This is a genomic window from Hymenobacter plasmatis, from assembly GCF_020711255.1.
Classification (GTDB): Bacteria; Bacteroidota; Bacteroidia; order Cytophagales; family Hymenobacteraceae; genus Hymenobacter.
In genome coordinates, this window is record NZ_JAJFAW010000023.1 from 42,669 (window position 1) to 65,314 (window position 22,646).

General features: G+C 61.9%; 19 protein-coding genes. 4 read left to right on the forward strand and 15 right to left on the reverse strand.

Annotated features, from left to right (window positions below; all coding sequences use genetic code 11):
• Window positions 1–178: 178 nt before the first annotated feature.
• Entirely contained in the window at window positions 179–1,123 is a 945-nt protein-coding gene (locus LJ738_RS15940) for an HNH endonuclease (protein ID WP_227787382.1), read from the forward strand.
• Between the two features lie 210 nt (window positions 1,124–1,333).
• Here LJ738_RS15940 and LJ738_RS15945 read toward each other — a convergent pair whose 3' ends face one another.
• The 7 genes from LJ738_RS15945 to LJ738_RS15975 form a co-directional block, all read right to left on the reverse strand.
• Window positions 1,334–2,014 carry a PD-(D/E)XK nuclease-like domain-containing protein gene (locus tag LJ738_RS15945; RefSeq protein ID WP_227787383.1) on the reverse strand — a complete coding sequence of 227 codons (681 nt, stop codon included), beginning with the start codon at window positions 2,012–2,014 and terminating at the stop codon, window positions 1,334–1,336.
• A 21-nt stretch (window positions 2,015–2,035) separates the two neighbouring features.
• Window positions 2,036–2,281, reverse strand: coding sequence for a hypothetical protein (locus tag LJ738_RS15950; RefSeq protein ID WP_227787384.1), 246 nt, complete (start codon window positions 2,279–2,281; stop codon window positions 2,036–2,038).
• Window positions 2,282–2,347: 66 nt separating this feature from the next.
• Entirely contained in the window at window positions 2,348–3,055 is a 708-nt protein-coding gene (locus LJ738_RS15955; RefSeq protein ID WP_227787385.1) for a hypothetical protein, read from the reverse strand.
• A gap of 68 nt (window positions 3,056–3,123) precedes the next feature.
• Window positions 3,124–3,279: a hypothetical protein gene (locus LJ738_RS15960; protein WP_227787386.1), complete on the reverse strand. Its 156-nt coding sequence runs from the start codon at window positions 3,277–3,279 to the stop codon at window positions 3,124–3,126.
• 48 nt (window positions 3,280–3,327) lie between these two features.
• Window positions 3,328–3,645, reverse strand: a complete 318-nt coding sequence (locus LJ738_RS15965; RefSeq protein ID WP_227787387.1) for a DUF3846 domain-containing protein — start codon at window positions 3,643–3,645, stop codon at window positions 3,328–3,330.
• 47 nt (window positions 3,646–3,692) lie between these two features.
• The gene (locus LJ738_RS15970) at window positions 3,693–3,938 is read right to left on the reverse strand and encodes a hypothetical protein (RefSeq protein ID WP_227787388.1); all 246 of its coding nucleotides are present in this window, start codon (window positions 3,936–3,938) and stop codon (window positions 3,693–3,695) included.
• A 282-nt stretch (window positions 3,939–4,220) separates the two neighbouring features.
• The gene (locus LJ738_RS15975) at window positions 4,221–4,658 is read right to left on the reverse strand and encodes a hypothetical protein (protein ID WP_227787389.1); all 438 of its coding nucleotides are present in this window, start codon (window positions 4,656–4,658) and stop codon (window positions 4,221–4,223) included.
• 165 nt (window positions 4,659–4,823) lie between these two features.
• On the opposite strand from LJ738_RS15975, the gene LJ738_RS15980 reads away from it, so the two are divergent.
• The 3 genes from LJ738_RS15980 to LJ738_RS15990 all read left to right on the forward strand — a co-directional run bounded on the left by LJ738_RS15980 (window position 4,824) and on the right by LJ738_RS15990 (window position 6,989).
• The gene (locus LJ738_RS15980; protein WP_227787390.1) at window positions 4,824–5,183 is read left to right on the forward strand and encodes a DNA-processing protein DprA; all 360 of its coding nucleotides are present in this window, start codon (window positions 4,824–4,826) and stop codon (window positions 5,181–5,183) included.
• Window positions 5,184–6,232: 1,049 nt separating this feature from the next.
• On the forward strand, window positions 6,233–6,511 hold the full coding sequence (locus LJ738_RS15985) for a hypothetical protein (RefSeq protein ID WP_227787391.1): 279 nt from the start codon (window positions 6,233–6,235) through the stop codon (window positions 6,509–6,511).
• Between the two features lie 55 nt (window positions 6,512–6,566).
• The gene (locus LJ738_RS15990; RefSeq protein WP_227787392.1) at window positions 6,567–6,989 is read left to right on the forward strand and encodes a M15 family metallopeptidase; all 423 of its coding nucleotides are present in this window, start codon (window positions 6,567–6,569) and stop codon (window positions 6,987–6,989) included.
• A gap of 130 nt (window positions 6,990–7,119) precedes the next feature.
• On the opposite strand, the gene LJ738_RS15995 is transcribed toward LJ738_RS15990, so the two are convergent.
• From LJ738_RS15995 to LJ738_RS16030, 8 genes are all read right to left on the reverse strand, one after another.
• Window positions 7,120–8,286 carry a phospholipase D-like domain-containing protein gene (locus LJ738_RS15995; RefSeq protein WP_227787393.1) on the reverse strand — a complete coding sequence of 389 codons (1,167 nt, stop codon included), beginning with the start codon at window positions 8,284–8,286 and terminating at the stop codon, window positions 7,120–7,122.
• 336 nt (window positions 8,287–8,622) lie between these two features.
• Window positions 8,623–9,477, reverse strand: a complete 855-nt coding sequence (locus LJ738_RS16000) for an agmatine deiminase family protein (protein ID WP_227787394.1) — start codon at window positions 9,475–9,477, stop codon at window positions 8,623–8,625.
• On the reverse strand, window positions 9,474–10,475 hold the full coding sequence (locus LJ738_RS16005) for a hypothetical protein (RefSeq protein ID WP_227787395.1): 1,002 nt from the start codon (window positions 10,473–10,475) through the stop codon (window positions 9,474–9,476). The genes LJ738_RS16000 and LJ738_RS16005 overlap by 4 nt, the downstream gene beginning before the upstream one ends.
• Window positions 10,476–11,068: 593 nt before the next feature.
• The gene (locus LJ738_RS16010) at window positions 11,069–13,417 is read right to left on the reverse strand and encodes an ATP-binding protein (RefSeq protein WP_227787396.1); all 2,349 of its coding nucleotides are present in this window, start codon (window positions 13,415–13,417) and stop codon (window positions 11,069–11,071) included.
• Between the two features lie 13 nt (window positions 13,418–13,430).
• Window positions 13,431–15,746 (reverse strand): ATP-binding protein, encoded by a 2,316-nt coding sequence (locus tag LJ738_RS16015; RefSeq protein ID WP_227787397.1) that lies wholly within the window; start codon window positions 15,744–15,746, stop codon window positions 13,431–13,433.
• A gap of 3 nt (window positions 15,747–15,749) precedes the next feature.
• Complete coding sequence (locus LJ738_RS16020) at window positions 15,750–18,068, reverse strand: ATP-binding protein (protein ID WP_227787398.1); 2,319 nt, start codon at window positions 18,066–18,068, stop codon at window positions 15,750–15,752.
• Window positions 18,069–18,081: 13 nt separating this feature from the next.
• On the reverse strand, window positions 18,082–20,247 hold the full coding sequence (locus tag LJ738_RS16025; protein WP_227787399.1) for an ATP-binding protein: 2,166 nt from the start codon (window positions 20,245–20,247) through the stop codon (window positions 18,082–18,084).
• An 18-nt stretch (window positions 20,248–20,265) separates the two neighbouring features.
• Entirely contained in the window at window positions 20,266–22,644 is a 2,379-nt protein-coding gene (locus tag LJ738_RS16030; RefSeq protein WP_227787400.1) for an ATP-binding protein, read from the reverse strand.
• Window positions 22,645–22,646 lie beyond the last annotated feature (2 nt).

Here is a 22,646-nt window from a genome sequence, read left to right on the forward strand (position 1 = left end):
AAAGCCCACTGGCAATTTGCCAGTGGGCTTTTTGTTGTTTTTCAAGTTGTGAATTACTGTTTAGTAGCGGCGGCTCGGCGTAATGCTGTCGGCTCTACTACCTCTCAAAAGAGCTTGTTAAAGGAAAGGCCAGCAGTGTAGTTTAAATTTAAAAGAGGATTTGTGCTTTAAGCCATGTATGGCGCACCTATATTGCCTGCATGAAAGCGACTCCTCAACTCAGCTTATTTGCACGTCATTCCTTTTCTATTGCCATGGTTGTTGGCAGTCTTGGCCCGTTCATGCACTACGTGTTAGGCCTTTAAGTGTCACCATCAAAGGAGCGCACTTCGCAGCCATGAAAGCCGGTCAACGCCTTTGGACTCGTGACGAATTGCTTCTGGCTATCAACCTGTATTGCAAGTTGCCTTTTGGGCAGATGCACAAAGGCAACCCGGCCATCATTCAGCTGGCAGGACTACTGGACCGAACCCCGAGCTCGGTGGCTCTTAAGCTGGTGAACTTTGCCAGCCTTGACCCTAGCCTGGGGCGGGCCGGCATGAGCAATGCCAGCCACCTGGACCGGCAAGTGTGGCAGGAATTTTACGCCGACTGGTCGGGCAAAGCGCTGGAAAGCGAGCAACTGCTTGCTGCTGCTAAGCACTTGACGCTGGACGAGGTGGCCGCGGCGGAAGAGCCTCTCCCACCGGTTCCGGTAGGACGGGTAAAAGAGCAGCTGGTGCAGGTGCGCGTTAACCAGCAGTTTTTCCGCAAAATGGTCATGGCGGCGTATGACAACACGTGCTGCATTACGGGATTACGCCAGCCGGCGCTCCTGGTCGCGGGGCATATCAAGCCCTGGGCGGTGGATGTGGCCAACCGGTTGAACCCGCGCAATGGATTAGCGCTTAATGCCCTGCACGACCGAGCCTTTGAACTAGGGCTATTTACTATTCGGCCCAAGGACTACGTGATTGAAGTAGCTGCGGTGGTTAGGACGGGCAGCCGGCCGGACGCGCATGCCGCGGGGGCGCTGCTGGGGCAATTCCATGGCCAGGGACTGCGCCTGCCGGCTAAGCCACGATTTCTGCCAGACCCGGAACTGCTGGCTTGGCACCGGGATAAATGGTTGGGAGCGGCTTAAACACTGAGCCAACGGGCGGGCGCGAGCATAACGCTTCATAAGAGAAGCCTGTTGGCAGCCTACCAACAGGCTTTTCTGATAGTTACTGGAGGCTGTTGCTTCATAAGCATTCATAGAGAGGCCCGGGATTTTGCAGGCACTGGCTGCAAAATCCCGGGCCTTACCCATTCCAGTGTCAGTGCCTACTGAATAAGTGGCTTTTAGTCAGGCCTACGCTGCTTGTGACATTTCTGGCGTCAGGGCCTGAGCAAAGGCCGTGTGCTGGCGGGCATGGTGACGTAGCAGGGCGGTGTACTTCTTTCGGCCTTGTTCGATGAAGCCGGGGGCGGCGGTGGCCTCGAACAGCCAGACCTCGTGCGGGGCTTTCTTCTGCACGCCGATAATAAGGAAGCGCGTGGCCCCTAGCACGTCGGTGTAGAGGGCGGCTTGGCGGTCGTAGTCGTACTGCTCGGTGGTGGCCAGGAAGTGGGCGTAGTCTGGGGCGCTGGTCGTTTTGAAGTCGATGAGCGTGAGCTGGCGGCCAGCGGGGCTGCTGACCAACAAGTCGGGGCGCACCTTCACTCCTACTCCGGTGGCGGTGTGAATAGCGGAGTGGGTCAGCTCCGGGATGCCACGGTGCAGCAGGTCGCGGCAGAAGCGCTGGCGGCGCACCTGGCGGGCCAACTGCTCCAACAGGGCCCACTGGCACTTTTCCTCGGTGCGGGCGTAAGTGGCGGGCTCCAGCGTGGCGGCGTGAAAGTGGGTGCCGAAGGCCATGGCCACGGGGTTGGGCCGGCGCAGCTGGCCCATGATGTCGGCTTTGAGCTTGGAGAGGTCGGTATTGGAAACCTGGGGCAGGGCGCGGTGCTGGGCCGCGGTCAGGTCGGGGTAAGCAGTGAGGGCGTGGAACATGGCGGTACGGGTAAAAGAGGGTTAGCGGATGAGGGCCAGGCGCTGCGGGTCGGCGGCGCGGTGCAGCCAGATGTGGGCGCTGCCACAGCCGACCAGGTAAGCGGGCTCGGGAAAGAGCTGGCGCACCTGCGGGGCAAAGTCGCGCAGGTCGGGCAGCGGGTCGGTATCGGCCAGGAGCTCGGCCAGCTGGGCCAGCAAGGCCGCCTCGGCATCGTCGCGGGCCGGCTGCTCAACGGACAGCTGGGGCAATTCGGTGGGGTAGTTCATCGCGAAAGGCATTGAATAAGTGGGAAACCTGGTAGCCCCCACGGCGGGCACCGCGGGGGCTGGGCATTAGGCGGCCTGAGGCAAAGTGGCGGGCTCAGCGGCGGCTGGTTCCGGGCCCTGCGGGTCGTCCTCAGCGGGCACGGTGTAGCCGTGCTGGATGCGCATATCCGCGGCCCCGGTGTAGGTTTCGGCACGCCAGATGGGAAAGTCGCGGGCGTAGTCGCGGCGGGCAGCTACCTGGGCCGCGTCGGCGGCTTCGTAGCTGAACTGGGCGATGTAGTAGGTGGCCGTCTTGCCGTCCTTGGTGGTCTGCTTCTTCTCGGCGGTGACCTTCACCGTCACATCGGCAAGGGTGAGGTCGTCGTAGAAAAGCGGCTCAATCAGGCGGTAGAGGTTTTCGACGCTGTAGCCGTGGAAGAGCACGGCGCAGACGGCGCCTTTGTCGTCGGCGAAGAACAGCTCGGCCCACAGCTTGCGGCCCATGTTGAGAATGTCGTCCTGAAACACGCGCCAGGCCAGCGGTATGAAGCTGAGCGAGCTGCCGAGGGGCACAGTGCCGCCGATGTTGAACTGGCCAGCCTTGGCGTCGAAACGCACCTGGCGCGGGTGGCCGGGCAGGTAGCGGAAACGATTGGTCCAGGTTTCTTCGCCGGTGCTTTCGTCGACGCCGGCGACGAGGTAAGCCGGGCGGGTGTTGGGGTTGATGGTTAGCTCAGCAGCTTGAGCTACGGGCACGGCCTGGGCGACGGCTTGCTTGGTGGTGGCAGTTGCCATAATTGGGAAGGATTGGGAGTGAAAAAAGTGGGGCCAGTTATTGGCCGGCCCCGGCGCCGTGTCAGGTGTTAATTGGCCTCCGTGACGGGCGACGTCAGCACGTAGTACTTGCGGAATAAGGCCTTCGCTTTTGCGAGGCTGACGGCACGCTCGCTTAGGCGCACGGCGACTTTAGAGTGGCTTTCCTTTTCGTAGCCGTAGGCTTGGAATAGCTTGGTTTTCATGGGAAATTGAGGGAAAGGCGGGGCCAGCTATGGCTGGCCCCTGGGTGGCTACCTGAATTGTTTGTCGTGGCACAGAATGGCGCGGCCCACAATGGAATCCACGCCCCGCGCTTCGGGCTGGTGCTGGTACCAGAGGTAGGTGGCGATGAGGTTGAGGTAGGCCGGGTGGCGGAACTTGCCCTCATCGTCGATAATGAGAATCAGCTCGGGGCTGAGGCGCACCACGTCGACGGTTTGACAGTCGAGCAGCTGGTACAATTCGGCCAGCTTGAAGCTCTTGCCGTTGGCAGGGCTGACCGGCTGCGGCTGGGCGCTGTGTGGGTCCAGCAAGTGAGGTTGATAAGTGGGAGTAGCGGTTTTGGGCATGATGAGGTGAGCTTGGTGGGGCCGCCCGGCTTGGCGGCCCCTGGTGGCTAGAAATGAGGAAAGGCGTGGGCGCTGGCGTGGAAGAGCTGCACGGCGGCGGCTATGGCCTCGAATGGCGTGGCGCCGGTGCCCCGGAAGTGGGCCACCACGGACCCGGTGTGCGGGCTGGGCACGTCGAACTGACAATTGAAGCGGGTGCCTTTGGCGAAGGTGTAGCCGCTGAACCGAGCGCCGGGCACGGGAAAGCAGGCTGTGGCAACCTGGGCGAGGCTGGGGGTGATGGTGGGAGGCATGGCGAACCGGAGAGGATGAGGGAGCCGGCGGCCCGGAGCGCGGCGGCGTGGGCACTGGCGTGATAGAGGGCAGCGGCTGCAGAGAGGGCGGCGCGGGCGGCCTGCACGGCGGCAACGGCGGCGCGGAGGCGGGCGAAGCGGCCGGGGCGGCGGGCATCGCAATAGTCATCGCGCAACGCCCATCGGGCTTCTTTGGCGGCGGCATAGGCCGACTGGGCGCGGGCCAGCTGGTGCGCCGGGGGCAAGGCCGCCCCCACTGCGGGAACGGCTTGCCGGGTAGCGCTAGGCTGCACTGGCGACCAAGTGAGGAGCGGGCACATAGCAGCAACGGCACTGGCCGAAGGCATCGCGGCCCTCGCGGCACACGGCGCAGACTACCTCGGGCTCCTGAACGGGCGCCGGGCTGGGTGCCCCACTAAAGGCCTGCTCTGCGGCGGATACAATGCGCGAGGCGTGGCCCTGCACGGCGGCCCCAAGCTGCGGAACGGTGCACCGCTCGGCGAAAGCGGCCACGGCCTGGGTAATGGCCTCAAAAGGACAAGGAGCGCCGGCCTGGTAAACGTGCTGCTGGCCTTCGCCAGCGTGGTAGCTGACGTGGTAGGTTTCAGTGATGTAGCCGCTGCTGGCAACGTAGCGCTGCACGCTGGCGAAGTGGCAGGTGAGAGCCGGGCCGGACCAGGCGGAAGCGGCGAGCTGAGAAAACTGGAATGGGGTGAGCATAGCTGTATGAGGTAGCTGTGAGGTGCCCGCGCCGTAGGCCTCCGGGTGGGCAGGTAGCAGGGCCTTCCCGACTACACACTAAAGATACAACTAAACTTTGTAATTGCAAACTAAACTTTAATAAAAGGCGTCTTGAAAGCAAGTTATTTTTGACTATCTTTATACATGGAAAAACACAAAAACAAGGCAATAGCAGTGGTGGGAAGCCGGGGCGTGAGAAGCTGCGCCGCGCTGGCCCGGCGGCTGGCCGAACTGGAGCCGGCGGAAGTGGTGAGCGGCGGGGCTGCTGGTGTGGACGCCCTGGCGGCCCGCTGGGCCAGGGCCCACGGGGTGCAGCTAACCGAGCTGCGGCCGGACTATGCCGCCCACGGCCCCACGGCCGCTACCCATGTGCGCAATGCCGAGATAGTGAAGCGGGCCGCCCTGGTGCTGGTGGTGTGGGACGGCCAGAGCAAGGGCACGCTGAGCACGCTGAAGGCCGCCCGCCGCCTGGGCCGCCCGGTGGAGCTGCTGCCCCTGGACTGAGGCGGCCCCTACCCGACCGGAAACGGCACCGGGCAAGGCCTGACCAAACAGACTATATGCCTTGGCCTGGGGGTTTGGGGGACGGCCTGAGGCCCCCAATGGATCCTCGGCGGAGCCGGCCTTATGAGGGTGGAGCGGCCCTTTTCGGGCTGCGGAAGCCGAGGAAGATGACCGGGCGTTAGCCGGGGCATGATGGCGGGGGCTTGGGGTACTCCCCAATGAAACCCTCCGCGAAGCGGGCCTTGCTTCTGCCTGCGTGGCTGGAACGCAAGCTTTACTGGCGGGTGGCAGGCTTTTTCGGCCTGCGGCCTGCAACCGAATCAGGGGGTGCTGGCGGGCGGCGTGGGGGCCGTTTTTGGGCCCTGCACGGCACGGCAGCGGTGCGGTGGGTTGGCGGTGGGGCGGCTGGCTGACCAACGGAAGGCGGGCTGCAGGGGGGCTGGCGCTGGGGGTAAATCGAGAGTGTCCGGGGGCTGCGGCCTGACTCTTGGGGCAGGTGGCAGTACCCTGAAACTAAAGTATCAGGGTGGTGGGATGAGCCGGGCGAATGGAGCGCAGCAGGGCGCAGCTGGCGGAGCGAAATTGAGCCGGGCGGGTGCGGTGGTTTTACGGTAGCGCAGGCCGGCCGAGTGCAGCGACCGGAGCCATAGCAAGCCTAGTGAAGAGGGACGCCAGGAGCGATGAACGGTGCGCCGCGTTGGCGTAGGAAGCGAAATGAGGTGGGCCGGAGCGTAGGGCGTGCGTTGCGCTCAGTGGCTGGAGCGTCGGGGGAATGCGGCAAGGATGGTAAGGGCGCGACCAACGGAAGCGGTGCGCAGCACGGGAGCGTTAGCGCACCCCTGGATAGCCTGGCCCCGGCCCGCAGCGGAGCGGAGGGCCGGGGAGCCGCCCAACTGCTTCGAACCAAGTAGACACCGCCAGTGCATCAACTGAAAAGTGCAATTAATAAAGGTTGCATTTTGATACAAAATTTATACAACTAAATTTTACTAAAGACAGTAAAATATTAAAGACACCATTGGACATAAACTTTTATTGACGCCATGCATATGTTCAGCAGCACGAAAGCCGGCCACTTTGCCCATATTGGCATGACGGCTCTCCTGGGACAGGTAGCCAGCCACGAGCTGGTGCCCCCGGACCCGACGAATATTGAGAACTACGGGCACCTGATAATTCAGGCGCTGGTGGCCATCGTGACCATCTGGGCGACGGTGCGCAAGGCCCTGCAGCGGCCGGAGTCCGTGGTGAAAGTGCCGGCGGAAGTATTGCCGCTGGTGAAGGCTGGGACTGGGGAGGACGGGAGCCATGGAAACAGCGCAAAGTAGCGTGGTCGGCACCAAGCCGGGGGCGGTGCTTGGCAGGGCTCCCCTACCCCGGGTCGTGCCAAAGCTGAGCGGCGTGCAACAGCGCATTCAGGCAGCGCGGCTGATGCAGGCAAAGCCGAGCCTGGGGGCGGCGTATGCCCAGGCGCTGGCCCGGTGGGAAGCTGACCCGGTGCTGCGGCTACTGGGCTTGCCCGTGATTACGGAGTGCTACCGGTCGGTAGGCCGGCAGGATGAGCTGTATGCGCAGGGGCGGACCAAGCCGGGGAAAATCGTGACGTACAAGCGCGGGGGCGAGTCAAAGCACAACTGGCTGCCATGCTCGGCGCTGGACGTGGCGTTTCTGCTGCCCAATGGGGAAACGTCGTGGTCGGGGTTGCTACTGAGCAAGTTTGCGCGGCTGATCAAGGCGGCTGATGCGCGGGTGCATTGGGGCGGCGACTGGCCCGGGTTCAAGGACTGGCCGCATTTTGAAGTATAGGGTGGAAAGGAAACGAGCGGGCCAGATGGTCCGCTCGTTTCCTTTCGGGGCTTTCTAACAGGTAGCTTTCTGGGCTGGAGTCAGCAAGTCACTCTAAGAACCTGGAAGCCCCAAAAGTGAAATCATAGCATTAGAAGCGAGGTTTCTCGTTTAATACAGCGTTGATATCCTCCAAGTCGTGCATGTCCTGATGTTTAACAGGTATCCTGTTAAATAGTGCTAATGCTTCCTGAGCGTGCTTGCGAGCTTCAGGTAAGTCGGAATGTAAAAAGGCCCTGTCCATATAGGCGTGCAAAAGCAGGTCGTTGTTCCCACCGTTTTTGTATTTTCTTATTGCTTCGGTAGCAATCCGGCCGCCTTCCAAGGCAGTGAGGTCGGCATCTTTTGTTTGCCTGTTGCCCTGCTGGGAGATGAATTTATTGCGGTATGGCGTTGAAAGGTGAGGAGCTAGCTTAATGGCTTGGTCAAAGCAGTGAATAGCTTCCCTAAACTGCTTAAGACCATCATATGCAAGCCCCAATGCGTTCCAAAGTTCAGCACTTTTCAAACCCAATGCTTCGGCCTTTTTAGCGATATCAACTGACTTTTGGAATTGTTCTGTTCGCCAATATAGGCCGGCTAGTATTTCGTGTGCGTCAATGCCGTCCTGCTTCAAGGCTAAGGCTTGTTGCAGGTATGACTCTGCTTCGTCATACCGTTTTTGAAAGTAAGCTGCATTACCGGCCAATACCAATTCCCTGTAACTCTGCTTCTTTCTATCGGATGCTTCATCCTTGTTTTTGTACTCTATTTCCATTAGCGCTTCGTATTCCAATGCGGAGTTTGTTGCAGGGGGGGCCACAGCGGCTGTTTGGGTAATATTAGATACCTCTTCAGCCTGGCTGAGTAAATTGTCGAATTCGGCTCGAAATGACTTAACTAATTCGTGCTGGTCAGAAACCACAATGTTCTCTTGATTACGTTGTGCCCCATATGTCCAGTTGTAAGAGCCGGAAATGACCTTCTTGTCATCAACAACACATAATTTATGGTGCAGATGGGGGCTCTCCTGAGAGAAGAATAGCGTGCCACCAGCGTCAATCAACTGTTGCCAATCAATACCCGTGGGATTGAGGTTGATTACATCATTACGTATTACAACTAGTACGCTTACCTCAGCAGCTAGCTTCTCTAGCAAGGTCGTGAAAAGTGTCTGGTCTGTGAACCAGGCTACAGCTACCCGAATGCTACTGGTGGCTTGGGACAGTTCGTTTTGAATTGCGGCACGAATGCCAGTAAAGTGCGCATCAATAGCCATACAGGAGTGCTTCGTTACCTAATGAATTAAATATCTACAAACGTATGGTATCTGAGCCAAGTACCCTACCCTATTTCCCATAGCTAGTCCCAGGAGGTAGTGAAGGCGGAGGTGCGGCGCTGCTGCTGGCCCAGCCGGGGGCGACGGGCAGGGTCTTGCAGCGAGCGGCCGAAGGTGCGGGTGCAGGCGATGCTCTGACGGCTGAGGGTTCCGTCTTCGCTGGGGGCCAGCTGGTGGCAGGGGAAGCCCTGGAGCCGTTACTAACCGTGGGTTAGGTGTAGGGTGGAAACGAGCGGGCCAGATGGTCCGCTCGTTTCGTTTATCCCTTGCCATTTTTCATGCGCCGCCATGCACGGGTACTTCGCTCGACCAGGTTACGCAGTGAAACACGCCGCCTTGCCTGGCAATGGCTCTCCCATCAACGGGAATGATGTTGTGGCCTGGGTAAAGGGCCTGTAGGCGACGCAGCACGGCATCATCTTCGGCCTGCTGGTAGGTGGGGACAATGAGCGTCCTGCTTACGCACAGGAAATTGATGTACTCCCCTATTGCGGAGGTATAATCCGGGTTTTGATAGGGGTTGTAGGGAAGAGGCACGCATTCAAAACCAGCGCGGCGTAACGCAGTCTGCAGGGTGGCCCATAAGGCGGGCTCATGCCGACGGCAGTCGTTGATGAGGGCCGTGCGCTCATCGAGTATCTGCACCAGGCCATCGGCGTGGCCAGTGAAATCTTTGGGATGGGCGGGCACCAGGTCGATACGGTTAACTTCCAGGGCCTCGGCCAAAGAGGTCAGTAACTGCGCGATTGGCACTTTTGGATTTTCGCGAAGCACCTTGTCAGTCATGATAACCCGGCCGAACCGGCTGACGACGTTTCCACCGTCCACAATCAGGGGGCTGCTTTTGAACGGCAGCCCGAGCTGTTGGGTGACGTTGGCACCATCAGTGATGGTTCGGTGCCAGCGTTTGGGACGGAGGTAGTCCGGGGCGTAGCGGAATTGCACCAGGCTGCCAAGGGCGGTGGGAACGGGCATATAATCCCGGGCCCATATGTCGCGGGTACCAGGAAGAGTAGCGACTTCAACTCCACTCAGGCGCAAAGCATTGGTGAGGGCAGAAGCCGTGTTAGGGTGCCTCTGGGCGAGAGTGTCAGCTAGGTAGAACCGGCCGGCCGAATGGGTGGCGCTCATAGCCAGCTCGGCTTATAGCCCAGGATGCGGTAAGCTGTGTCTGCATCCAGCTGCTGCTCCTGACATATAGCCTCCTTGTTCTTGAGCTGTTTTAAGTAGCTCTCGTTGGTCAAAAAGCGGTATGGGCGTGCGAAATAGGGGTTTGCACTAGTATCATCGGCGCGGAGGACCAGGCCAAATCGCTGCGTCCGCCAAGGCTGCTTTGGCCTTGGAATTGGCGCGGGGGCATTAGCTAAACCGAAGTGAAATGAGTTGTATAGGGCACTCCCCCAATTAGCAACCAGGGTTCTCACAATATTGCGCGGCCCTGAGGTGTACAGGCCGGCACTGGCTGGTTCACTTGTCGGCTCCAGCGGCAGTTGTTCCAGTCCACGCAGCAGAATTCCACCGAAGCTGTTGGATTCCTGGTCACCAAAAGTCAGGTCGAGACTGGAGGCTTTGTTAAAGTACCAGTGCAGGTGCTTGAGCTGCTCGGGCCCCTTGTGGACGTATGGGTCCGGATGGTTACGACCGTTGTAGTAAATCTCCAGTTCAGTGATGCGGAAGTCAGCAGTGGCGGTCCGAATAACGATTTCGTGCTGCAGCGTGGCAGCAATTTCAGTGAAGAAATAGTCGACGTCTTCGGGCTCAGCTTTATGAATCTCTTGCGTCAGGTAAGCCAGCCACTCCAACGGACTCCCGCGCTCCAGGTACGTGAGGTGTTGTCCGAATTCGGTAATAAAGGGCACTCGTTGGGCCAGCAACTCTCTGGTCTGGGCCGTCCTACCTGCCAGGGTTTTGTGAGGTAAGTAACACAAAGGGCCTCCCAGGTCTGATGAAGCCGCTTTCAGGGTGGCCAATAACTCGTCAATGGTTGCTTGGCCGGTTAACCAGTACTCGTTGTAGACGAAGGAAGCATAAACAGAAGCGGGTAATTCGGCTTGTGCCAAGGTGCGGATAGCTGGCGAATTAGCTGCTTTTCCAGCTTCTAAAGCTTGGATTTGGCGGGTTGAAAACATGTAAGAAATTGTGATAAGGTGTGGTTAGGTACCACAACATTACCGCAGGAAATCACCCTTTCCTAATGAATTAGTAATCTTTCATAAATGAGTTAAGTTGCTGTTTTTGTAATAATTATAATTTTTGTATTTGCTACAATAGCAATTAAATAAACACTGCTTTCAGCTGTTTCAGGCATGTCGGTTTAGAGAGCAGCGGTTTCCTGGTCACACGTTTTCCTGTAAATCCAAATTGTTGAGATTGAGTAGTGATTCACAGGTCCTCTCAACACTTGTTAAAAGTTTGGCGAGGAGTTGGACATTAGTGTCGCTGCAACTGTCTAATAATTCTTTGGGGATAGTGTGTACCTCGCCGACATCGACGGTATCTGACCAGTCTTTTAGCTCGTTTGTAATGGCAACTTGAAAAGTAGCGTCGAATAGCAGCTCGCGAATGTCAATTAGCCTGGTTACAGCGTCGTTTAAACTTTGCTTATACGGGTCAGCGCTCATCTGATTTTAATTGGGTTGGGTTGGGTTGGGTTGGGTTGGGGCTTTTTATCGTCAGGGTACCCGGTTGATTGAAAAGCCGCTTACCAAAACGCCGACCTGCATCAGGCGGGGCGGTTCAGAGGCAACCCCACCGAGAAGGTCGTGCCCTCCCCTTCCTGGCTTTCGACGCCTAGGCTCCCGCCGTGGCCCTGGGCGATGATGTCGTGGGAGAGCGACAGGCCCAGGCCCGTGCCTTCGCCGGTGGGCTTGGTGGTGAAGAAGGGCTGGAAGATTTTCTGCTGCACCGCCGGGCTCATGCCCGTGCCGTTGTCGCTCACTTGAATCTGCACCTGCTGGTTGAGCAATATGGTGCGCACCCCGACCTGCGGTTGGTAACCGGGCTCGCCGCTGAGTTGGCGCTGGCGCACGGCGTAAAAGGCGTTGGTAAAGAGGTTGAGCAGTACCCGGCCCACATCCGCGCCCACCACGTTCACAGTGGGCAGGTCCGCTAGAAAGTCGGTACTCAACGCAGCGTTGAAAGATTTGTCCTTGGCCCGCAGGCCCTGGTAAGCTAGGCGCAAGTACTCGTCGCACAGACGGTTCAGGTCCGTGGCCTCGCGCTCGCCGGCGCTGGGGCTCGAGTGCTCCAGCATGCCCTTCACAATGCCCGCCGCCCGCTGCCCATGCTGGGTGATTTTGACCAGGTTCTGCGTTAGGTCCTCCAATAGCTCTTCTTCCAGGCCGGCATCCGCTTTCACTCCTTTGGCCCGCTCCTCGCGCAGCTCGGCCACTAGCTCGGCGCTCACTTCCGAGAAGTTGTTGACGAAGTTGAGCGGGTTTTGAATCTCGTGGGCGATGCCGGCCGTGAGCTCGCCCAGGCTGGCCATCTTCTCCTTCTGAATCAATTGGGCCTGCGTGGTGCGTAATTCCGTCAGCGAATTATCGAGTTGGTCGCGTTGGGCTTCGAGCTCGCCTTTTTGGGCCTGGATTTCGGCTTTCTGCTGGCTGAGCAAGGCGTTGGCCCGCTGCTTGAGCCGGTTGCTGCGCCAGAGCAAAAACGAGAACCCGCCGATGAGCGCCAACGCGGCCAGCACGGCCCCGAGCACCCAGCGCTGGCGCCGGGCCCGGGCCGCGGCTTGCTGCTGGGCTTGCCGCAGGCCGGCGATGCGAACGGTCTGGGCGCGGTCGGATTGCTCGATTTCGTAGCTGGCCACGTGCAAGGTCCCTTCGCGCGCCTCGAGCGAATCGGCCAGCGCCAAGGCGGCGACCGCATAGCGAGCAGCCGGCGCGGGCTGGCCCTGCTGCTGGTAAAAAAGGGTGAGCGCGCGCAAGTAGGCCAGGCGCAGCGGGGTGCTGTGGGCCGCGCGGGCTTTGCGGTAGGCTCGGAGCCAGTAGGCTTCGGCGCGGGCCGGCTCGCCCCGGGCGCCGTAATAACGCGCCCAGGTCGCGTCCAGCTCATTGGCGCTTGCCATCGTTACCAGCGGCAGACGCAGCGAATCGGCCAGGGCCTGGGCCGGCTGCAGCAGCAAGCCGGCTTCGCGTACCCGACCCAGCGCAAGCAGCACCTGGCTTTTCAACACCAAGGCGTAGGCCCTTGCGCGCAGTATTGCCGCCGGCGCGGGTCCCGGGCCGACGGATGCGGTGGATATTAGCACCTGGTCGGCCGCGCGCAGGGCGTCCGGGTAGTCCTGTTGACGCAGGTAAATAAAGCCACGTGCCTGAAACAGACCCGCGCGGGTGACAATACTGGTCAGGCCAGGTTCTGCCAAACGCATATAATGCAAGGCTTTGGCGTCGTTGCCCCACCTTCGGTAGCCGCCGGCCACACTCAGCAGAAAGTTGTGGTACAAGTACGGGGAAGCCGAGCGCCCTAGCTCCGCTGCGTGCAGGTACTGGCTGGTGGCTTGGTTGTAATCGCCCCGGTAGGTGTAGGAGCCCCCCAGCGCATGGTGGCACACCGCCAGACTGATGGTGTCCCCGCTACGCAGGTACTGGACGCGTTTGGTTTGATAGTAGGCCAATCGGGCCTCTTCGCGGTTGAGAGAGCTGAAAACCTCGCGCAGGTAGCTGAGCGGCAAGGCTGCAGGCCGGTGCATCTGGTCGAAGGCCGTGACGGCCGCTTGCAAGCTGTCGAGGGCTGCCGCCCCCTTTCCCTGCACCCCGGCGAGCAGCAAGCGGTAGGCGCGGTATTCCGGGCGGCGCAGACGCTTCGCAAGCGCGACGACCGCGGCCATGTCAGGCATAACCGATACTGAGTACAACGAGCAATCTACCAGGTGCAGCATGGTGCGCAGCCGCGTCGTATCGGCGCGCTGCGCAGCGAGTACCCGGCGCAGCGAGTCGGGCGAAGCAGCCCAGTAGCGGTGGAGCGCGGTTTGGGCCCGCAAGGGGCCAGGTGACAGGAGCAGCAGCGTGAGCAGGCACAGCAGGCCACCGACGCGTTTCAGCAGGCCGAGCGTAAGGATTGGCATAGCGACGACAGGATTAAACTGGCAAGTTGATGGTGAACGCGGTGCCCTCCCCTGCTTCGCTCTCGACGGTGAGGCTCCCGCCGTGGCCCTGGGCGATGATGTCGTGGGAGAGCGACAGGCCCAGGCCCGTGCCTTCGCCGGTGGGCTTGGTGGTGAAGAAGGGCTGGAAGATTTTCTGCTGCACCGCCGGGCTCATGCCCGTGCCGTTGTCGCTCACTTGAATCTGCACCTGCTGGTTGAGCAATATGGTGCGCACCCCGACCTGCGGTTGGTAACCGGGCTCGCCGCTGAGTTGGCGCTGGCGCACGGCGTAAAAGGCGTTGGTAAAGAGGTTGAGCAGTACCCGCCCCACGTCCGTGCTCACCAGGGTCACCAGCGGCAAGTCAGCAAGAAAGTCAGTGTTTAGGATGGCATTGAAGCTTTTGTCCTTGGCCCGCAGGCCCTGGTAGGCCAGGCGCAGGTATTCGTCGCACAAGCGGTTCAGGTCCGTGGCTTCGCGCTCGCCGGCGCGGCTGCTCGAGTGCTCCAGCATACCCTTCACGATGCTCGCGGCGCGCTGTCCGTGCTGGGTAATTTTTGCCATGTTCTGCTTCAGGTCGCCCAGCAACTCGGCTTCTAGCGCCGCGTCGCGGGCCGGGCGCAGCTGCTCTTCTTCCAACTCGGCCACCAGCTCGGCACTCACTTCCGAGAAGTTGTTGACGAAGTTCAAGGGGTTCTGAATCTCGTGGGCGATGCCGGCCGTGAGTTCGCCCAAGCTCGCCATCTTCTCTTTCTGAATGAGTTGGGCCTGGGTCGTGCGCAGCTCGGTCAGGGCCTGGGTGGTCTGGTCGCGCTGGGTTTGGATTTCGGCTTTCTGCTCGCTCAGCAGGGCGTTGGCCCGCTGCTTGAGTTGGTTGCTGCGCCACAGCAAAAACGCGAACCCGCCGATGAGCGCCAGCACCGCGAGCACGGCCCCGAGCACCCAGCGCTGGCGCCGGGCCCGGGCCACGTCCTGCTGCTGGGCTTGCCGCAGGCCGGCTATGCGCGCGGTCTGGGCACGGTCGGCTTGCTCGATTTCGTAGCGGGCCACGTGCAAGGCCCCTTCGCGCGCCTCGAGCGAATCGGCCAGCGCCAAGGCGGCTACCGCATAGCGTGCAGCCGGCGAGGACTGGCCGTGCTGCTGGTAAAAGCGGGTGAGCGCGCGCAAGTAGGCTAGGCGAAACTGGGTGCTGTGGGCATCGCGGGCTTTGCGGTAGGCCGCGAGCCAATGCGCTTCGGCGCCGGCCGCATTGCCCTGCGCCGCTTCATAGCCCGCCCAAGTTGCATCCAACTGCAGGGCACCTTGCGCCATTAGTAACGGGAGGTGGAGCGAATCGGCCAGGTGCTGGGCAGCTTGCAAAAACGGGTGGGCCAGCGCTGGGCGACCCTGCGCCACCAGCACCGCACTGCGAAGCGTAAAAACTAGGGCTTTTTTGGAAGCCATAGAAGAATACTCGTGTTCCGGGGGCACGAGGGCCTTGTCGAGCACGCGCAGCGCAGCCGGATAGTCGTGTCGCTGCACGTACACCTCGGCCATCATTTTATAGGCGTAGAAGCAGTCGTCGTGGCGGCGCTGCAGCCCGGCCACAGACTGCTGTAGGTAGTGGAGGGCCTTCGCCGTGTTGCCCCACGTGGCGTAGCGAGCGCCAATCGTGGCCAATTGGTTGTTGTAGGTATTGCCGTCGAAGAAGCGGTAGCATTGCAGGGCTTGCAGGTTATAGCTCAGGGCTTGGTTATAGTTGCCCTGCGCCCCGTAGTAGGAAGCTAAGCTCAGGTAGCAAGGCGCCAGGCTTTCGGGGGCCCCGCGCGGCTGGTAATACACCAGCCTGGCCTGGTAGTAGCGGCGCATGGCTTCTAACTGCCTCAGTTCGCCAAAGACGCTGCGCAGGGCATACAGCAGGTTGGAAGCAAGCCGACCCTGCTGGTCAAACGCCACCACGGCGGCCTGCAGGGTGTCCAGGGCGCGCGACACATCGTGGGCGTTGTAGAGCCGTTTTCCAGTCGCCATCAGGCGGTAAGCGCGCCGCTCGGGGCGGTGTAGCCGGGCACTGAGGTCGGCCGTTTCCATTATCTCCTCCACCTTTAGGTTCGTTTCGTTCCCTACCAGGAGGGACACATCGACCAGGTGCATGAGCGTGCGCAGCCGGGCCGTGTCGGCGCGCTGGGTAGCCAGCACCTGCCGCAAGGAATCAGGCCGGGCATCCCAATAGCGGTGGCGAGAGGCCGCCGGAGTTTGCGCCGATAGTGGCCCGTGGCTTAGCCCCAACAGCAAGAGCCAAGCCGCTACGCGGTAAAATGAAGCAGGAAACATAGGTTAGCCAGGTAAGGAGATAGTAAACGCGGTGCCTTCGCCCTCTTGGCTTTCCACGGTCAGGGAGCCGCCGTGGCCCTGGGCGATGATGTCGTGGGAGAGCGAAAGGCCCAGCCCGGTGCCCTCGCCCGTGGGTTTGGTGGTGAAGAAGGGCTGGAAGATTTTACCCTGCACGGCGTCGCTCATGCCGGTGCCGTTGTCCGTCACCTGGATCTGGACCTGCTGGTTCAAGACCAGCGTGCGCACCCCCACCTGGGGCTGGTAGCCGGGCTCGCCTTGCTGCTGGCGCTGGCGCACGGCGTAGAAGGCATTGGTAAAGAGGTTGAGCAGCACCCGGCCCACGTCGGCGCCCACCAGGGTTACTAGCGGCAGGTCGGCCATGAAGTCCGTATTTAGGGCCGCGTTGAAGCTCTTGTCTTTGGCGCGCAGGCCCTGGTAGGCCAGGCGCAGGTATTCGTCGCACAAGCGGTTCAGGTCCGTGGCTTCGCGCTCGCCGGCGCGGCTGCTCGAGTGCTCCAACATGCCCTTCACAATGCCAGCCGCGCGCTGCCCGTGCTGGGTGATTTTGACCAAGTTCTGGCGCACGTCGGCAGCCAGCGCCTTCGCTTCTTCCTCATCGCCGGCCGCTTGCGCTTCTTCCAACTCCAGCATGAGCTCGGCCGACACTTCCGAGAAGTTGTTGACGAAGTTGAGCGGGTTCTGAATCTCGTGGGCGATGCCGGCCGTGAGTTCGCCCAGGCTCGCCATCTTCTCCTTCTGGATGAGTTGGGCCTGGGTGGCGCGCAGCTCCGTGAGGGAGTTGTCGAGCAACGTATTGGCTTGCTGTTTCTGGCGGTTGCTGCGCCAGAGCACGAAGCCCAGGCCAGCGAGCAGGGCCAGCCCGGCCAGCGTAGCCCAGAGCACGCGGCGCTGGCGGCGGGCGCGGGCCGCCTCCAGCAGCTGGGTTTCGCGCAGGGCGGCGATGCGCTGCTGCTGGGCCTGCCCAACGCGCTCGGCCTCGTAGCCGGCCATATTAAACGTCCCCTGCCCGGCGCGAAGCGAGTCGCTCAGGGCCAGGGCGGTGCGGGCGTAGCGGCCGGCGGGTGCGGCCTGGCCCCGCCGGGCGTAGAAGTCAGTCAGCGCGCGCAGGTAGGCCAGGCGCAGCGGCACTGACCGGGAGCTTTGGGCCTTGTTGTAGGCGGTCAGCCAGGCTTTTTCGGCGCGAGCGGGCTCCCCGCGGGCGGCGTAGTAGCGGGCCCAGGTGGCATCCAGCTCCATCGCGCCGCCGCTGTTTAAAATGCCGAGCTTAAGCGAGTCGGCCAGCTGCTGGGCCCGCGCCAGTAGGGGGGCGGCCTCGGCCCCGCGGCCCATGTCGAGCAGGACGGCGCTTTTCAGCGTCAGCCCATAGGCCCGAACTTCCGGAACACGGGCGGCGTAGCGGCGGGTCGTATCTAAGGAAACGCCGGCCAGGGACTGGTCGGCGGCACGCAGGGCGGCGGGGTAGTCGCGTAACTGGCGGTAAGCCTTGGCCACGCCCCAGTAGGTGTAGGCGTTTTGGTCGTAGCCGTCGCGGCGGGGCAGCGCGGCCGCCACGGCCAGCGCCTGGCGCAGGTAGCGCAGGGCCTGGGCTGGGTTGCCCCACTCGGCGTAGTAGTAGCCCACCACCGTCAGGTGGTTGTGCTGCTGATACCGGTCAAATGAACTGGCTAGGTCGGCCGCACGCAGGTAGTGGCTGATGCTCTGGTTGTAGTCGCCCTGATTTGCGAACGGGTAGCCGAGCATAAAGTGGCAATAAGTCAGGTTTTGCCGGGACCCGCTGGCTTGGTACTGGGCCGCCTTGGCTTTCAGCCAGGCTATTCGTGCGGCCGGTTGTTTGCGCTTGGCAAAGAGCTGGGACACAGCTGACAGTGGCCACTCGATGGCCCAGCCCAGCCGGTCGAACGCCACCACGGCGGCCTGCAGGCTGTCGAGCCCCCGCCGCAGGCTGTCGCGCCCCGGCGCGGTGCCTAACCTGGCTTTGTTGAGTTGTATACCGGCCTGCCAAAGTCGAAAAGCGGGGGCTTCGGGACGCCGCAGCCGCCGCGTGAGCGTCACCTTTTCGGCCAGCTTGCGGTAGAAGTCAGCCTCTGAAAGGTAGCCGTCGAAGATGTGGTCCAGGTGCAGCAACGTGCGCAGGCGGGCGGTATCGGTGCGCTGGGTGTCGAGCACCTGGCGCAGCGAGTCGCCGTTGGCTTCCCAGTATTGGCGTGGAAAGGTTTGGGCCCGAAGCGAGCCGGCTGGCAGGAGCTGCGTCAGCAGACCCACGGTCACAGCAACCCGTTTGAGTAGCGTAGATACTAGCATAGCGACCAAAGGATTATGCAGGCAACGAGATGGTGAAGGCGGTACCCTGTCCTTCCTGGCTTTCAACAGCAAGGGAGCCACCGTGGCCTTGGGCAATGATGTCGTGGCTCAAGGAGAGGCCCAGGCCCGTGCCTTCGCCGGTGGGCTTGGTGGTGAAAAAGGGCTGGAAGATTTTCTGCTGCACGGCCGGGCTCATGCCCGTGCCGTTGTCGGTCACCTGAATGTGCACGTGCTGGTTGAGCAGCACCGTGCGCACCCCCACCTGGGGCTGGTAGCCGGGCTCGCCTTGCTGCTGGCGCTGGCGCACGGCGTAGAAGGCGTTGGTGAACAAGTTGAGCAATACTCGCCCCACGTCGGCGCCCACCATGGTGACCCGCGGCAGGTCGGTTAAGAAGTCGGTGGTGAGGGTGGCGTTGAAGCTTTTGTCCTTGGCGCGCAGGCCCTGGTAGGCCAGGCGCAGGTACTCGTCGCAGAGGCGGTTCAGGTCGGTGGGCTCGCGCTCGCCGGCTGCGGAACTGGAGTGCTCCAACATGCCTTTGACAATGCCCGCCGCCCGCTGCCCGTGCTGGGTAATTTTGCTCAGGTTCTGCGTCAGGTCCTCCAATAGCTCTTCTTCCAGGCCGGCATCCGCTTCCACTCCTTTGGCCCGTTCCTCGCGCAGTTCGGCCACCAGCTCGGCGCTGACTTCCGAGAAGTTGTTGACGAAGTTGAGCGGGTTCTGAATCTCGTGGGCAATGCCGGCGGTGAGTTCGCCCAAGCTGGCCATCTTCTCTTTCTGGATGAGCTGGGCCTGCGTGGCCCGCAGGTCGGTCAGGGAGCGTTGCAGCTCGCCCGTGCGCAGCTCCACCTGGTGCTCCAGCGTTTCGTTCTGTTCGGCCAGCAACGCTTGCTTTTCTTGCTCCTGGGCTAGGGTTTGCGCCGACAGCTGCTCCACCTCGCGCAGCTTCACTTGCAGCAGTTGCGCATCCAGGGCAAACTCACGGGCCAGAAACAGCGAAATCCCCAGCGCCGGCAGCAGGATGGACAACAGCAGAAAGAAGTTACTAAACAGCACAGGCAAGGGGAAGCCCAGCAACCTTAATCCCATGTAAACCACGATGACCAGTAGCCCTGCAGCATACCCCACGGCAATAATGCGCGCCCCCCGCCGATGCTGCCGCAACGCCTGCACGGTGAGGCGCAGTTGCTCGGCCAGCATGAGGGTCGCAAACAGCAGGTACGGAAATAGGTACCACGGCGAAATCAGGGTGAGCTCCTGCGCTACCAGGAACAAGCATCCGCTTGCCACCAAGCCCACGTAGACGCGGCCGGTCTGGAAGCCGAACAGGCTGTACATGGCCCGTGACATCCAGAAGGCACTGAGAAAAAGCAGTGTAAATTGAATCATCGACGTGGCGGCTGCCCACTCCCACGAGGGAACTTCCGTGTAGCCATGGGCCTGATACTTCACGCATAGCAGGCCCAGGCAAAAACACAGGGCGTAGCGGGCAAAATACCGGTTAGCCCGCTGGGCGGGGTTGTAGAGATAGAACGTGTAGTGCAGCAAGGCGAGCAGCAGAAACACCGTGGCCAACACCCAATAAATGGCATCCAAATTGGCAGAAAGAATCTCCCGGTGCTGCTGCTCTGGCACGGTAACCAACACCAATTGCAACGGAATTAACCGGTCGGCCCCAAGCAGCAGGGGGAGCCGGCGGGGCGCAAAGCGCACGGCCAGCACTTGCTCAGCGGGCCCATTGGGAGGCACTTCCAGCAGGCCGGGCTCGTAGAAGAATCCGCGCGTGCGTGCCCGGTGGGCACTGTCGGTCAGCAGCCGGCCGTTGAGGTAAATATCAACCGCGCCCATGCGGTAACATTGGAGCACCAGGGTGCGCTGGCGCAGGCTGTCGATTAGCCGGAAGCGCCGCCGTAGCCAGTACACCCCCGTTTGCGTAGTGCGGGGCATTTCGCGCCCCGGAAAGCGCAGCATCAGCGTGTCCCAGCGGCTGGCGTCGAAGTTGGGCCGGGCCCAGGCCGGGTTGTCGCCGGCGTGGTAGCGCCAGGCTTTGGCCAGCAGCAGCCTCGAGCGCGTGATGGTTGGCGCGAGGGTATCGGGGATTGGGCTGACGCCTTCCTTCGGTTGGGCCAGGCCCCTGGTGGTGCCTAACAGCACGAGTAGTACCAGTAAAGTGTGTTTCATGCAGGATAGAGAGGAGAATTAGCAGGGCAGGGTGATGGTGAAGGCGGTACCCTGTCCTTCCTGGCTTTCAACAGCAAGGGAGCCCCCGTGGCCTTGGGCGATGATGTCATGCGAAAGCGACAGGCCCAGGCCCGTGCCCTCGCCCGTGGGCTTGGTGGTGAAGAAGGGCTGGAAGATTTTCTGCTGCACGGCCGGGCTCATGCCCGTGCCGTTATCCGTGACCTGAATCTGCACCTGCTGATTGAGCAGCACGGTACGCACGCCTACCTGGGGCTGGTAGCCGGGCTCGCCTTGCTGCTGGCGCTGGCGCACGGCGTAGAAGGCATTGGTAAAGAGGTTGAGCAACACCCGGCCCACGTCGGCGCCCACTAGCGTGACCCGCGGCAAGTCGGCCAGGAAATCCGTATTAAGGGTAGCGTTGAAGCTTTTGTCCTTGGCCCGCAGGCCTTGGTAGGCCAAACGCAGGTACTCGTCGCAGAGGCGGTTTAGGTCGGTGGGCTCGCGCTCGCCGGCTGCGGAACTGGAGTGCTCCAACATGCCTTTGACAATGCCCGCCGCCCGCTGCCCGTGCTGGGTAATTTTGCTCAGGTTCTGCCGCAGGTCGCTCACCAGTTCCGCTTCCAAGCCAGCGTCGCGTTCCGGGCGGGCTTGCTCTTCGGCTAATTCGGTCAGCAACTCGCTGCTCACTTCGGAGAAGTTATTGACGAAGTTGAGCGGGTTCTGGATTTCGTGGGCGATGCCGGCCGTGAGCTCGCCCAGGCTGGCCATTTTCTCCTTCTGGATGAGCTGGGTTTGGGTGGCGCGCAGCTCGGTCAGGCTGGTGTCAAGCTGGTCGCGCTGGTTTTGCAGCTCCTGCTTCTGAGCCGTCACCGCTTGGTTGAGGCGGTTGAGCGCGGCGTTGGCCTGCTGCTGGCGGCGGTTGCCGCGCCAAAGCAAAAACGAGAATCCGCCAATGAGCGCCAGCAATACCAGCACGGCCCCGAGCACATAGCGCTGGCGCCGGGCGCGGGCCGCATCGAGCAGTTGGGTTTCGCGCAGGGCGGCAATACGGGCCTGCTGGGCACGGTCGGCCTGCTCGATTTCGTACTGGGCCACGTGGGTGGTGGCCTGGGCCGTGTTGAGCGTGTCGGTCAGGGCCAGCGCGGCCAGGGCATACGGATTGGAACGGGCGGGCTGCCCGCGCTGCTGGTAGAAGAGGGCCAAGGCCTGCAGGTAGGCCAGGCGCAGCGGCGTCCGGTGCTCCTGCCGGGCCTGGCGGTACGCGGCTTGCCAGGCCGCTTCGGCGCGGGAGGTGGCGCCCGTGGCCGTGTAGTACCGGGCCCAGGTTGCGTTCAGCTCGCAGTCTCCCACGGACGAGAACAGGGGCAGGCGCAGCGAATCGACCAGGTGCTGAGCGTATTGCAGCAAGGCAGGCACCTCGCCTTGCCGGCCCAGGGCCAGCAGCACGGCGCTTTGCTGCACCAGGCCCGCGGCTCGGTCGGCGGCCGACACGGTATCGGCGGGTGTGCGCGGGCGCAGGGCCTGCGTGGCGTAACGCAGGGCCAGCGGGTAACGCCCCTGCTGGAGGTAGATGCTGGCAATGGTGCGAGTCACGTACCGCTCACTACTAGGCGGCGTGCCGGACCAGTTCGCGCCTTGCTGCAGGTAGTGCAGGGCCCGGGCGCCATTACCCCAGGCGGCATAGTTGGCTCCAATGACGCGCATCTCATTGTAATACATGTATTTGCTAACGGTACGAAACAGTTCGACTGCCCGTAGCTCGTGACTAATGGCCTGGTTGTAGTCGCCCCGGGACAAATAGTACCCCCCGAGTCCGCGGTGGCAGTAAGCCACGTTTTCCGCGGCCCCGTGCGGCTGGTAGTAGGCGAGCTGGCGCTGAAAAAATACCCGCTTCGCCTCCGGCTGGTTCAAACCCCTGTAGCCGGAGCTAATAGCGGCTAGCAGCCTGGTCTGTGGCTTGGGCCCCAGGGCGTCGTAGTACGTCAAGGCCGTGCGCAGCGTGTCGAGCAGCGCCGCCTGGTTCTTCGAGTTGGCGACGTTGGACCAGTAGTAGGCCGCGAGGCGCAGCGGCACGCGCTCGGGGTAGTGCAGCCGGGCCGCCAGCACCGCGGCTTCTTGCCCGGCGGCTTCGTACGCCCGTTGTTGAGAAACCGTGACGGTGGGTACGTCCAGCACGTGCTCGAGGGTTTGCAGGCGCAGCGAATCCACGTGCTGGCCGGCGAGCACGCGTTGCAACGAGTCGAAGGGCGCATCCCAGTAGCGGTACCCGTAGTGGATGGCGCGCAGCCGGCGCTGGAACTGGGCCTTATCGGCCGGGCTGGGCTGGGCACGGGCTGCGGGGCTGAGCAGCAGCAATAGGGTTAGCCCACTCAGCAGGCGAAGTAGAAAAGCACGCATGG